General features: G+C 48.4%; 10 protein-coding genes. 6 read left to right on the forward strand and 4 right to left on the reverse strand.

The genetic code is table 11. From position 1 onward, the window contains the following. Positions 1–7: 7 nt before the first annotated feature. From LWH95_RS03045 to LWH95_RS03055, 3 genes are all read right to left on the reverse strand, one after another. Entirely contained in the window at positions 8–589 is a 582-nt protein-coding gene (locus tag LWH95_RS03045) for a L,D-transpeptidase (RefSeq protein WP_232918931.1), read from the reverse strand. Then, a complete protein-coding gene (gene folE2, locus LWH95_RS03050) occupies positions 586–1,500 on the reverse strand; it encodes a GTP cyclohydrolase FolE2 (protein ID WP_232918932.1) in 915 nt (304 codons plus the stop codon). Before folE2 ends, LWH95_RS03045 begins: the two co-directional genes overlap by 4 nt. A gap of 115 nt (positions 1,501–1,615) precedes the next feature. Then, entirely contained in the window at positions 1,616–2,821 is a 1,206-nt protein-coding gene (locus LWH95_RS03055) for an MFS transporter (protein WP_232918933.1), read from the reverse strand. 165 nt (positions 2,822–2,986) lie between these two features. On the opposite strand from LWH95_RS03055, the gene nirB reads away from it, so the two are divergent. From nirB to cobA, 5 genes are all read left to right on the forward strand, one after another. Beyond that, the gene (nirB, locus tag LWH95_RS03060; protein WP_232918934.1) at positions 2,987–5,302 is read left to right on the forward strand and encodes a nitrite reductase large subunit NirB; all 2,316 of its coding nucleotides are present in this window, start codon (positions 2,987–2,989) and stop codon (positions 5,300–5,302) included. 6 nt (positions 5,303–5,308) lie between these two features. After that, a complete protein-coding gene (gene nasC, locus LWH95_RS03065) occupies positions 5,309–7,441 on the forward strand; it encodes an assimilatory nitrate reductase catalytic subunit NasC (RefSeq protein ID WP_133488556.1) in 2,133 nt (710 codons plus the stop codon). Positions 7,442–7,560: 119 nt separating this feature from the next. Then, positions 7,561–9,978 carry an NADPH-nitrite reductase gene (nasD, locus tag LWH95_RS03070; RefSeq protein WP_133488558.1) on the forward strand — a complete coding sequence of 806 codons (2,418 nt, stop codon included), beginning with the start codon at positions 7,561–7,563 and terminating at the stop codon, positions 9,976–9,978. A gap of 32 nt (positions 9,979–10,010) precedes the next feature. Continuing rightward, positions 10,011–10,331 carry a nitrite reductase small subunit NirD gene (nirD, locus tag LWH95_RS03075; protein WP_014662717.1) on the forward strand — a complete coding sequence of 107 codons (321 nt, stop codon included), beginning with the start codon at positions 10,011–10,013 and terminating at the stop codon, positions 10,329–10,331. Positions 10,332–10,392: 61 nt separating this feature from the next. Further along, positions 10,393–11,844, forward strand: coding sequence for a uroporphyrinogen-III C-methyltransferase (cobA, locus tag LWH95_RS03080; RefSeq protein ID WP_133488560.1), 1,452 nt, complete (start codon positions 10,393–10,395; stop codon positions 11,842–11,844). Between the two features lie 30 nt (positions 11,845–11,874). On the opposite strand, the gene ffoR is transcribed toward cobA, so the two are convergent. Beyond that, the gene (ffoR, locus tag LWH95_RS03085) at positions 11,875–12,885 is read right to left on the reverse strand and encodes a ferredoxin--NADP(+) reductase (RefSeq protein WP_232918935.1); all 1,011 of its coding nucleotides are present in this window, start codon (positions 12,883–12,885) and stop codon (positions 11,875–11,877) included. A 159-nt stretch (positions 12,886–13,044) separates the two neighbouring features. Here ffoR and LWH95_RS03090 point away from each other — a divergent pair, with 159 nt between their 5' ends. Continuing rightward, positions 13,045–13,899: an alpha/beta fold hydrolase gene (locus LWH95_RS03090; RefSeq protein WP_232918936.1), complete on the forward strand. Its 855-nt coding sequence runs from the start codon at positions 13,045–13,047 to the stop codon at positions 13,897–13,899. Positions 13,900–13,985 lie beyond the last annotated feature (86 nt).

Genomic DNA, 13,985 nt, shown 5'->3' on the forward strand with positions numbered 1-13,985 from the left:
TTTTAGTTCAGCTGATCACAACTTTTGTATGTTCAGGGATGTTTTCATATATCCATTTTGCATCTGGGATGGTCAGCCTGATACATCCGTGAGATGCCTTCCCCCCAAGTTTTTGTGCCTCTTTTTCGATGACTTTTTTATCCTTTGTCATCGGCACACTGTGAAATAGAAATTCGCCATGGTTTTTCCATGAAACCCAGTATTCCGCTCCTTCCTGATATCCTTCGGAGAAAAACCATTCTCCCCGTTCAGGCTCTATATGAAAAGTGCCCTTTGGCGTAGCGTCGTCCTTTGTTTGATCAAGTCCTGACGAGACGATCATTGTATAGATGGTTTTGCTTCCTTCTTTGATGTAAGCCTTCTGTTCCTTCACGTCCACATCAATCCAGACATGCTTCTGCTTAATATCCGGGTATTCACCGCCTGAAGGCTTTGTCCAATCAATGCTTGTTTTTTCTGGTTTTCGGGCGGCCGTTATGTGCTCCGTTTTCTTCGTATTTGAACTTGCGTGTTCTTCCGTATGATAAGAACACGCTGACAGCAGGCTGGCCGGCACAAGAACTGCAACAATTAATAATGAGCGTTTCATATTCTATCCACCTGTTTCGAAAAACGCAGCTTCGCGTAGGCATCGTGGAGATGAATCGATTCTTCATTGCGGCATTCAATCTCAAAGGCTGACACCCATTCAAGCTCATACAAATCCACGGCAATCAGCCGGGCGAGATCCTCAACAAATCTCGGGTTTTCATATGCTGTTTCCGTCACGGCTTTTTCATCAGGGCGCTTCAGCACCGGATGCAGCTTCGCAGAGGCATTTGATTCTGCGGCGTGAAGCAAATCGGCTTTAAAATCGCTTGGCAGCGATGCGGCCGGATGAATATCAGCCCAAATGCTGACCGTTCCCCTCTGATTATGGGCACTGTATTCACTGATTTCCTTGGAGCAAGGGCATAGAGTCGTTACTTTCGCTGAAATGCCTGCACGCTGTTCAAACGGCTGATCTTCGCGATAGGTGACAGACATCAATATGTCAGCATGCATCAGACCCGCTTTCTCAAGTTTCGGGCTTTTCCGTTCGAAAAACCATGGAAACCACACTTCGACTGAAGCAGAGGACTGGCCCATGTTTTCCGCAAGCTCTTTCGTAAATTGCTGAAGTGAGGAAAATGAGAGAATCCAGCCGTTTTGATGATAGACTTGCAGAAGCTCTGTTAACCGGCTCATGTTAATCCCCTTCTGATTTCTCCGCAAATCACAAGTCATTGTAAATTTTGCAGCCGTTGTTTGCTCAGCAGGCGTCATAGCAGAAGTGATTGTGACCGGATGGGATACATTAGCGACACCTACATGCTGAATGTCAAAAAAATAATCCTTCCTGATATTTTGCAGATCCTTCATTTTCTCTTTTTCTACAGGTTTCTCGCCTTTTATCGGACTGACCGACCCAAAGTATTGAAGACGTTCCGGTTTTCCCGGAAGCGGCGTATGTTGATTCAATCAGAAAACTCCTCTCATTAACAAATCGTAATAATTACTATTTATTTTGATAGGTTCACTGATGAAAATCAAGAGAAAATAAAAAAGACACGCACACATGCGTGTCCGTCAAAGCCTAAATATCAGCGGGGCTGCTTTCCGCGCTCCAGCTTTTTCTCCAGTAATAGCCTGCGGCAAGCACGAGCGCAAACGCCAGCAGCGCGATACAGGAAAACGTGATAAAACCGATAGCATATGTGCCTGTCATCTGTTTTAGCGATCCTAAGATGTTCGGCAGAAAAAATCCTCCTATACCGCCGGCCGCGCCGACAATTCCGGTCACCATGCCGATTTCTTTGCGGAAGCGCTGCGGTACGAGCTGGAATACGGCTCCGTTCCCCATTCCGAGCCCCATCATTCCGACAAACAAAAGAACGATGACCATTGAAAGAGACGGCAGGCTGCTGACCCCGACCATACACAGGGCCACGATGACAAACAATACAGAAAGAACTTTCGTGCCGCCGACACGATCCGAAATCCAGCCCCCGACAGGCCGGAAAAAGCTCCCCGCCGCCACACATAATGTAACGAAATCACCAGCGTGAATTTTTGAGAGCTGGTATTGATCGACAAAGAAAATAGATAAAAAGCTTGATAGCCCGACAAATCCTCCGAATGTGACGCTGTACAGCAGGCAGAAAAACCATGTTTCCTTTTGCCTGAACACATGGAGATAGTTTTTGAGCGGCTGCGGCGCCGGCTGTGCAGGAGAATCCTTTGCCATGGATACAAAAAGAACAAAGACGATCAATAAAGGAATAAGCGCAATTCCCATGACAATATGCCAGCCGAACTGCTCTGCAAGACGCGGGCCAAACAGGGTTGCAAACAAGGTGCCGCTGTTCCCCGCGCCGGCGATCCCCATCGCAAGCCCCTGCAGATGTGGCGGATACCAACGGCTTGCCATAGGCAGCGCAACGGCAAAGCTTGCCCCCGCCACGCCAAGCAGAATTCCGATGGCATACAGCTCAGGCAGCGACCGGCCGCCAAATGTCCCCCAAAGCAGCGGAATCATTGTCACCAGCATCCCGATCACTGCCGTTTTTTTCGGTCCAATTCTGTCCGTTAATATTCCTAAAATGATACGAAACACAGATCCTGATAAAATCGGCACAGCCACGATAAGCCCTTTCTCAAAAGGAGACAGGCCAAAATCCTGAGAAATATAAACACCCAGCGCCCCAAGCATAACCCATATCATAAAACTCACATCAAAGTATAAAAAGGAACAGAGCAAAGTGAGTGGATGACCGCTAGTTTTCAGTTCCGACAGCTTCATAAGTTTCCCCTTTCTTGATCCTTAATTATTTTAAATTTTCTGAATTAAGGATATATGACCATTTTTTTCTGGAAAAGACATGTGTAAGTTTTTATGACACGTTTAATGCGTTAACAATGCGTTGTGACATAATTTTTAATAGGAGAATCAAAGGAGGTCTGGCACATGAAGAAACAAAGATTGGTGTTAGCAGGGAACGGAATGGCCGGAATCCGCTGTATTGAAGAAGTATTGAAGCTGAATCGCGAAATGTTCGAGATTGTCATTTTCGGAAGCGAACCACATCCCAACTATAATCGCATTCTCTTATCCTCTGTATTGCAGGGTGAGGCGTCACTCGATGACATTACATTAAACAGCAAGGATTGGTACGCCAAGTATGGGATTACCCTTTACACGGGCGAAACGGTTGTCCAAATTGATACAGATCAGCAGCTGGTCATCACGGATCGGAAGCGCACGCTGTCTTATGACAAATTAATTGTGGCAACAGGCTCCTCCCCTCATATTCTCCCCATCCCCGGGGCAGACAAAGAAGGCGTCTACGGATTTCGAACAATAGAAGACTGCCAAGCATTGATGATCATGGCCGAACACTATCAAAAGGCAGCGGTGATCGGAGCCGGCTTATTAGGACTGGAAGCTGCTGTCGGTTTACAGCATCTCGGCATGGATGTCAACGTCATTCACCACTCCGCCGGCATCATGCAAAAACAGCTCGATCAAACGGCGTCGCGGCTGCTACAGACGGAGCTGGAACGAAAAGGCTTAACCTTTCTTTTAGAGAAAGAAACCGTATCCATTTCTGGCACCTCGCGGGCAGACGGAATCCGTTTTAAAGACGGATCTTCACTGAAAGCAGACTTGATTGTGATGGCAGCTGGCGTGAGGCCGAATATTGAATTGGCTGTATCAGCCGGAATTGCAGTAAACCGCGGGATCATCGTGAATGACTACATGCAGACGAGCGAACCGAATGTGTATGCCGTCGGGGAATGCGCCGAGCATAACGGAACGGTATATGGTTTGGTAGCCCCGCTTTATGAGCAGGGAAATGTTCTCGCCAAACATATTTGCGGCGTTCTATGTAAGGGATATCAAGGCTCAGCACCATCTGCAGCTTTAAAAATAGCTGGAATTGATGTGTGGTCAGCCGGAAAGATTCACGAAGATGAACGCACGACGAGCATCAACATCTACGATGAGCAAGCCGGCGTTTATAAAAAAGCACTCTTTGAGGATGACAAACTGGCCGGCGTTATTTTATTCGGAGACACACGTGACAAGCAACGATTTCTCGACAGCCTGCTTAAACAAAGAGACATCTCCATTGTCAAAAAGCAGATCATCGAACCGGAGAAAACCGGCACATTATTTGAATCCATGCCCTCCAGTGAAACAATTTGCCAATGCAACTCAGTGACTAAAGGCGGGATTGAAGAAGCGGTGCACACGAAAGGCTTAACAACTGTTGAGGAAGTCAAGCACTGCACCAAAGCATCCGGCTCCTGCGGAGGATGCAAGCCGCTCGTTGAAGATCTTTTGAAGCACATGACCAGCGGCGAATATACAGAGCCCGCCGGCACACCTGCGTTTTGCGGATGCACCGATTTTACGGAAGACGACATCATTGCTGAGCTTCAGCGCAGACCATGCACTGATCCGGCAGAAGCGATGAGCCAGCTTGGCTGGAAAACGAAAAACGGATGCAGCAAGTGTGTCCCGGCGATTCAATACTACCTGGAAATGCTGCACCCTGGTTTTGTTCAGCCTGAATCAGCCGCCGAAGATACATACACCTTGGTTCCGCAAATGTACGGCGGGCTGACGAACGCGGAGCAACTAAGAAATATCGCTGACATCATCGAGGCATACAGCATCCCTGGCGTATCCATCACTCACGGCCAAAGACTGAAGCTTTCCGGGATCAAACCTGCGGATCTCCCGAACATCAAAAAAGACCTGAAAGTGCCCGTTTGCTCCAATGAACACCGCCGCGCACTGCAAAGTGTCAAAGCATGTACATGCGGACAAAACCGATCGATTCAGCATCTGGCAGCCCAGATCGAGAGACATCTTGAGATGCTTTCCATGCCCGCCTATATTTCTATCAGCTTATCATGTGAAACAGACTGCGCCGATGCCGCCATACAAGATGTCGGCGCGATTCGGACAAAAGCTGGCTGGGACATTTACATCGGCGGTGTCCGGGGAACTCATGCCCGTACCGGAGCCCTGTTTTGCGTGACAGACAACGCAGACAGCACTGCCGGCATGATCAAAGGACTGATCCAATATTATCGTGAAACGGCTCATTACGAGGAAGCCGTACATCAGTGGATGGACCGTCTCGGGATCGTGCATATCAGAGAAGTGCTATTTGAAGAGGATCTAAGGACACAGCTGCTGGAAAGCCTTCAAACAGACCTGTCACTGATTCAAAACCCGCCCATAGAGGCAGGCGCACATAAGAAAGGATGAGGCATTTTGACTGAACGACTGCTTAGATATTTCCGCGAGAAACAGCAAGACATCCAATCAGAAAAAACGTATGACACCCAATGCCCGTTTTGCAGCATGCAGTGCAAAATGCAGCTCGTGGAACAAACCATCGTTACACGGAAAAAGTACACAGCGATCGGGATTGATAATCCTACGACACAGGGCCGGTTATGCATGAAGGGCATGAACGCCCACCAGCATGCCCTGAACTCCTCCCGCATCACCCGGCCGCTGTTGAAGAAAAACGGCGAGTTTATGCCTGTTTCCTGGGAAGAAGCACTGAATCATATCAAAGACCAAGTGACAATGATCCAAACTGAACACGGACATGACGCCATGGCTGTATACGGAAGCGCCTCGATAACGAATGAAGAGGCGTACTTGTTAGGGAAGTTCGCGCGGGTGGGCTTACAGACAAAATACATCGACTACAACGGGAGACTTTGTATGTCCGCCGCAGCAACCGCAGCCAACCAAACATTCGGCGCGGACAGAGGCTTAACGAATCCTTTATCAGACATCCCCCACACCCGTGTGATCATACTGGCCGGCACCAATATTGCGGAATGCCAGCCTACGATTATGCCGTATTTTGAAAAAGCGAAAGAAAACGGAGCTTACATCATTGCCATTGATCCCCGTGAAACAGCGACAACGAAAATCGCCGATCTTCATCTGAAAATCAAACCCGGCACAGACGCCGCTCTTGCCAACGGTCTCGTCAAAATCATCATCGACGAACAGCTCATTAACGAGGATTTCATTCGATCACGAACAAATGGATTCGAGGAGCTGAAGCAGCATACTGACGCGCTGAGCCTGAATGATATCGCCGAACAGACGAGTGTCCCGCTGGCGCACATGCGAAAAGCGGCCGTGAAGTTTGCCAAGGAAACGTCCGGCATGCTGTTTACAGCCCGCGGGATCGAACAGCAAACCGATGGAACAGCGGCTGTGAAAGGCTTCTTAAACATGGTGCTGATCACAGGAAAAATCGGCAAACCTTACTCGGGCTACGGGGCGATCACCGGACAAGGCAACGGGCAAGGCGCCAGAGAGCATGGCCAAAAAGCCGATCAGCTTCCAGGCTACCGTTCTATCGAAAATGAAGAACACCGGGCGCATATTGCGAAAGTGTGGGGAATCCATCAGGATGAACTCCCGCGAAAAGGTGTCTCAGCCTATGAAATAATGGAAAAAATCAATGACGGCGACATCAAAGGACTGTTCCTCATGTGCTCTAACCCTGCTGTTTCCAGTCCAAATGCAAATCTCGTGAAAAAAGCTTTAAGAAAACTGACTTTCTTTGTCGCAATCGATTTGTTTATTTCTGAAACTGCAACATACGCAGATGTGATTTTGCCCGCCTCCTCTTACTTAGAAGATGAGGGCACCATGACAAATGTCGAAGGCCGCGTGACATTAAGAGAAGCAAGCCGGCCGTGTCCTGGAGAAGCAAAGCACGATTGGCAGATCATTTGTAAGATCGCATCCGCTCTCGGGAAAGGCCGTTACTTTTCTTACACGTCAGCAGAGGATATTTTTAATGAATTAAGAGAGGCAAGCCGAGGCGGAATTGCCGATTATTCAGGCATCACATACGACAGGCTCAGACGTGAAGGCGGCATTCACTGGCCATGTCCGGAACCTGATCACCCCGGAACCGGACGCTTGTTTGCGGACTCATTTGCACATCCGGACCAAAAAGCGGCATTAAGTGTGATTCCAAACGAACCGGCTGTTCCAAAAGAGAAGCCGACAGCCGATTATCCGCTGTATTTAACGACAGGCAGGGTCATGTCTCACTACTTAACAGGCGTCCAAACGAGAAAAAGCGCCGCCCTTGCCGCGAGACATTTTGAATCATTTATGGAAATCCATCCGCAAACAGCGGCGTCCTTCCATATTGAAGACCGTGTTCTCGTAAAAATAGAATCCCCGCGGGGAAGCATCACTGTCCGCAGCAAATTATCGGAACAAATCAGAAAAGATACCGTTTTTGTTCCCATCCATTGGGCAGATGCTCAAAACGTGAATGATTTAATCGGAGAAGCCTTAGATCCAGCCTGTAAAATGCCCGGTTTTAAGATATGCGCGGTCCGAATCAAACCTATTTAATTTTTCATAAAATTTTTAGAACTTTTCGTATATTTTGTTACATTTTATAACATGTATCTTAAATATTCCTTTTTGCTGTGCTACGCTGGAAAAAACATTGATAAGGAGCGGATCATCTGATGGGAAAAAAACAGCTAGTCCTTGTTGGAAATGGAATGGCCGGGGTAAGGGCCATTGAAGAGATATTGAGTGTTGCAAAAGATGAATTTCAGATCACAATTTTCGGTTCCGAACCGCATCCCAACTACAACCGAATCCTATTGTCAAAAGTACTTCAAGGCGATACCGACATCAAAGATATTACGTTAAATGATTGGGACTGGTACGAAGAAAACAATATTCAATTGTATACAAATGAAACAGTCATCAAAGTGGACACAGAAAACAAAACGGTCATCACAGACGCAGACCGAATCCAGCCTTACGACGAATTGATCCTGGCGACAGGCTCTGTCCCTTTTATCCTTCCGATTCCGGGCGCAGACAAAAAAGGCGTCACGGCTTTCCGGGACATCAAAGATACAGACACGATGCTCGCCGCGTCAAAACAATATAAAAAAGCAGCCGTCATCGGCGGAGGCTTGCTCGGTTTGGAAGCCGCTCGCGGATTGCTGAATCTCGGCATGGACGTGTCCGTCATCCACCTCGCACCATTCCTGATGGAACGCCAGCTTGATGCAACGGCAGGACGCCTGCTGCAAAACGAGTTAGAAAAACAAGGAATGACCTTTTTACTTGAAAAGCAAACCGAAGCAATTGTCGGTGATGACCGTGTCGAAGGCGTCCGATTCAAAGACGGCACAAGCATTGAAGCTGATTTAGTCGTCATGGCTGTCGGCATCCGCCCGAATACAGTACTTGGAGCCGAAAGCGGCATTCCGGTTAACCGCGGAATCATTGTCAACGATTATATGCAAACTGAAATCCCGCACATTTATGCAGTCGGTGAATGTGCTGAGCACCGGGGAATCGCATACGGGCTCGTGGCGCCGCTCTATGAACAGGCCAAAGTGCTGGCGAAGCATATGTGCGGCATCGAAACAAAACCGTATGAAGGCTCCGTTCTCTCTACTCAGTTAAAGGTATCAGGCGTCGAGGTCTTCTCTGCCGGTGACTTTGATGAATCAGAGGACAAAAAAGCGATTAAAGTATTCGATGAGCAGGACGGCATCTATAAAAAAATCGTCCTGAGAGGCAACCAAATTGTCGGTGCTGTTTTATTCGGCGACAGCAGCGAGGGCAACCGCCTGTTTTCTATGATTCAAAAAGAAGCCGATATCTCTGAAACCTCTAAAATATCAATCTTACAGCCTCTCAACCAAGAAGCAGGCACAAGCATTACCGCAGCGATGAGCGACGATGAAATCATCTGCGGCTGCAACGGCGTGTCAAAAGGTGACATTATTCAAGCCATACAGGAAAAGGGCTGCTCGTCAACGGACGAGATCAAAGCATGCACCGGTGCATCCCGCTCATGCGGAGGCTGTAAGCCGCTCGTAGAAGAAATCCTCCAGCATACGCTCGGATCAGACTTTGATGCGTCAGCGCAAAAAGAAGCGATTTGCGGCTGCACCACATTGTCGAGAGATGAAGTCGTAGAAGAAATCAAAGCCAAAGGGCTGTCACATACCAGAGAAATCATGAATGTGCTCGGCTGGAAAACACCAGAAGGCTGTTCCAAATGCCGGCCTGCTCTGAACTACTACTTAGGCATGATCAATCCAACCAAATACGAGGATGAACGGACATCCCGCTTTGTTAATGAACGAATGCACGCCAACATTCAAAAAGACGGAACATACTCAGTCGTTCCCCGGATGTACGGAGGCGTGACCAACTCCACAGATTTGCGCAAGATCGCAGATGTCGTCGACAAATATGAGATCCCGCTCGTGAAAATGACCGGCGGCCAGCGCATTGATCTCATCGGCGTGAAAAAAGAAGACCTTCCGAAGGTATGGGAAGATCTTGATATGCCGTCAGGCTACGCGTACGGAAAGACACTCCGCACAGTAAAAACGTGCGTAGGTGAGCAATTCTGCCGTTTCGGCACACAAGACTCCATGGCACTGGGCATTGCGCTTGAGAAAAAATTCGAAGGGCTGAACACGCCTCATAAAGTCAAAATGGCCGTGTCTGCCTGCCCGCGGAACTGTGCGGAATCCGGCATTAAGGACCTTGGCGTTGTCGGCATTGACGGAGGCTGGGAGCTTTACGTCGGCGGGAACGGCGGAACCCATTTGCGCGCCGGTGATTTGCTGATGAAGGTGAAAACAAATGAAGAAGTCTTAGAATACGCAGGCGCCTACCTGCAATATTACCGGGAAACCGCAAACTATCTGGAGCGTACTTCCGCATGGCTTGAGCGCGTCGGTTTATCCCATGTCCAATCCGTGTTAAACGATCCGGAAAAACGGCAGGAGCTGAACGACCGAATGAATGAAACACTCTCTGTCCACAAGGATCCGTGGAAGAATTTCCTGGAAAACAAACAAACCTCTAAAGAATTATTTGAAAATGTCGTGACGACATCATAATGACAAAAAACAAACATTGAGGAGGAACGGACATGGTGAACAAAGACGTAACAAAAGTATGTATCGGAAAAATTGGAGAATTGCCTGAACAATTAGGCAAAACAGTGTATATTGAAGATAAGGAGCTTGCAGTCTTCAAGCTTTCAAATGGAAGCATCCGCGCCATCGAAAACCGCTGTCCGCATAAGGGCGGAGTTCTGGCAGAAGGCATCGTCAGCGGCGAATATGTTTTCTGCCCGATGCACGACTGGAAAATCTCCTTAGAAGACGGAATTGTCCAAGAACCTGATCACGGATGCGTTAAAACATACGAAACGCTGATCGAAGGAGAACATGTTTATCTCGTATATTGATCAAAAGACCGGATCACTTTTCAAGTGATCCCTTCATTTTTTACAGTGACGGAAGGATGACATGACCATGAAGAACGGAATCGTATATTTCGTGGGAGCCGGCCCCGGCGATCCAGGGCTGCTCACCATTAAAGGAAAACAGGCGCTGGAGGAAGCAGATGTCATTTTATATGACCGGCTCGCCAACCCGAAGCTGCTCGAATTTGCATCACCGGACTGCGAGTTTATTTATTGCGGAAAACTGCCAGACCGCCATTTTATGAAACAAAGAGAAATTAACGCCCTGCTGGTTGAAAAAGCATTAAAGGGGTTAACCGTCGTCCGTTTAAAAGGCGGAGATCCGAGCGTATTCGGCAGAGTCGGCGAGGAAGCAGATGCTCTCCATGAGCACGGCATCCGCTATGAAATGGTGCCGGGAATCACCTCTGGAATTGCAGCGCCGCTATATGCGGGCATCCCTGTCACGCATCGGGATTTCGCATCGTCTTTTGCCATGATTACAGCGCATGATAAATCATTAAAAGGCACGCCGAATCTTGACTGGGAAGGGCTTGCCCGGAGCGTTCAAACCCTTGTCTTTTACATGGGTGTCAAGAATTTGTCTTATATTTGCCAGCAGCTCATCGCGTACGGAAAATCTCCTTCCGTCCCTGTCATTGTGGTCCAATGGGGAACGTGGGGCCGACAGCGGAGTGTGAAAGGATCGCTTGAAAACATTCAGCAAAAAGTTCAGGAACACCAGATCACAAACCCTGCGATTATCGTCATCGGAGATATCGTCAACTTTCAAACACACAGCTGGTTTGAAAGCAAACCACTCATCGGCCAGCACATGATGGTTGTCACTCATGGCGAAGATGAAGAGCCGCTTGCAGACAAGCTGCGCGATTCCGGTGCCGATGTCATCGAATGGCCGAAATGGCGGACTGAGAACACGCCCGTCAATGAAGAGATTCTTCAAAAGATCGGCACCTTTGAAGACATTTTTTTCACATCGCGCCGTGCGGTTTGTGAATTTTTCCAAACACTTGCTTCCAAGAAAATTGACATCCGCCAGCTGACAGCCGGACTGAGTGCGGCATCTGAACATGCAGAGACAGAGCTTGAAAAACGAGGTTTTCGCGTCTCCGCCAGTCAGCCTGAATCTGAAAAACGTCTTGTTGTCGGGAGCCGCCATGCAGTGGAAAACATGCAGACGCAGAAGCCCTGTTCGTTTTATGTCACCCATGAAAATGTTATAGATGACCGGTTCACCCACATGATTCAGCGAACCATCAGTGAATCTCCGTTGCACATGATCATTTGTCCGAGCAAACCGTCCGTTCAGCAATTGATCAGCGCAGGCGAACAAATTGGCATCTCGCCGGAACCGTCAGCAAGCCGACCTCCCATCGTCTGCATAGGCGATGACTCAGCTGCCGGTGCTTATGGATTCACAACTGTCCAAGAACAGGAGGAATTGTTTGCTCTCATTCAGAATCAACAACCGAAAAAAAAGCTCCTTCACAGCTGATTGCAAGCAGCCCTTTTCTCAAGGGCTGTTTTATTTATGCACCAATTTTTTGTGATGGGTTGAATACATCGCCATATTCTCGGCCTTAGGGTCCAAATAAGCCTTCGCGCTGTTGACCGCTGTCGGGCCTTCCGTAAAGCCGCCGGCAATCAATCTCAGCTTGCTTTCATAAAAAGCCGCATCACCCGCTACAAACACGCCCAGAAGATTCGTCCGCATATGTCTGTCAGCTTTCACCCTGCCTTCTTCAATCTCCAGCCCCCACTCCTTCATCGGCCCGAGATCAATTTTGAACCCATGATTAATGATCAGCTCATCAACCTCTACGTCTTCCCTATGGCCAGACGCAGTATGACAAACGGTCACACTTTGGATTCGCTCATCATTGCCGCTCAGCTGCTCCAGCCTATAAGGAGTAAGCACCCGCACTGATGATTGCTTCATTTTCGTCACGCTGCTTTCCAATCCGCCGAATTCCTCGCGCCGGTGAACGACAGTCACAGACGCCGCAATCGGTTCCAGCTCATTGGCCCAATCGACCGCAGTATCTCCGCCGCCTGATATTACGACCCGCTTGCCTTTAAACGCATCAAGCTTCTCAACCCCGTAATGAAGATTTTTGCCCGCGTACCGGGTCGCATCCTCACTGTCAAACTCATTGACCTCAAGTGTCCCCATGCCGACAGCTAAAATGACGGTTCGTGTATAATGCTTTTCTCCTTCAGAACCTGTCAGCACAATAGTGCCGTCATCAAGACGTTCAAAACCGGTCACTCGCTGATTCAGCACGATGTCAGGATCAAACGTCGCCGCCTGCTCCTTCAGCTGTTCGATCAGCTGCTTTCCCGCAATCCCCGGTATTCCGCCGATATCGCGAATGATTTTCTCAGGAAAGAATAAAGACACCTTCCCTCCAAGCCGCGGCAAAAATTCGATCACTTTCGTTTTCAGCTCCCGCATCCCGCAGTAAAAAGCCGTAAACAGCCCGATCGGCCCTCCGCCTATAATCGTAACGTCATATACCTCTTGATTCTCAGCCATCCGTCCTGCCTCCCGTACACATCTATATCAAATCATTTTAATTGAGAATGAATATCAATACAAAGTATATCATATTTTACGTGCCTTTGTTTATTCATTTCTTCTTGTGGTAAATTGTTGAAAACCCTATAATAGGCAGAAAACAAATGGGAGAAACAGATGAAAAGACGAGTCGGAACGATCACTTTCGAAGGACTTACACTAGAATATTCTGTGACAGGCAAGGGAGCCCCCATTATGGTCATGCATGGCGGGCATTCAAATTGTTACGAGGAATTCGGGTACACGTCGCTGGTCGAGCATGGGTACTCCATCATCACGCCTTCAAGGCCCGGCTACGGACGAACGTCAAAAGAGATTGGAAAAAGTCTTGCCGACGCCTGCCGTTTCTATGTGAAGCTGTTAGATCATTTACAAATCGACAGCGTCCATGTGATTGCCATCTCAGCAGGCGGCCCGAGCGGCATATGCTTTGCCTCACATCATCCAGAAAGGACAAACACTCTGACCCTGCAATCCGCGATCACCAAAGAATGGCTCACCCCTCAAGACACGGAATACAAAGTTGGGAGAATCCTCTTCCGCCCTCCGGTGGAAAAGTGGCTGTGGAAGCTGGCTTCTTCTCTGAATAACGCCTTCCCGCGTTTGATGTTTCGAGCCATGAGTCCGCAATTCAGCACGCTTTCGTTTCAGCGAATCAAGTCCATGATGGATGAAAAAGACATAGAAGCATTTCGAAAAATGAACAGCAGGCAGCGCTCAGGTGAAGGATTTCTGCTCGACTTGCCACAAACCGCCGCTGTCTCTTCAAAAGAGCTGCAGGCCATCACATGCCCCGTACTGATTATGCAAAGCGTTTACGATGGATTTGTCGACTTGTCACATGCACATCATGCAAAAGAACACATTCCTGACGCCGCTCTCTGTTTGATTCACTCATGGGGGCACTTGATTTGGCTTGGGAAAGAAGCTGCTGAAACAGACAGAATCATACTCGAATTTTTGGAATCCTAAACAAGGTGAAACAATCCTTTCCCCTCCTCCGTCAAACAAGCAGTGCCTTTTTTCTGGTAACATAAGAGGCAGCTTAACATGAGCGG

This window comes from Bacillus sp. G16, from assembly GCF_021282335.1.
GTDB classification, from domain to species: domain Bacteria; phylum Bacillota; class Bacilli; order Bacillales; family Bacillaceae; genus Bacillus; species Bacillus inaquosorum.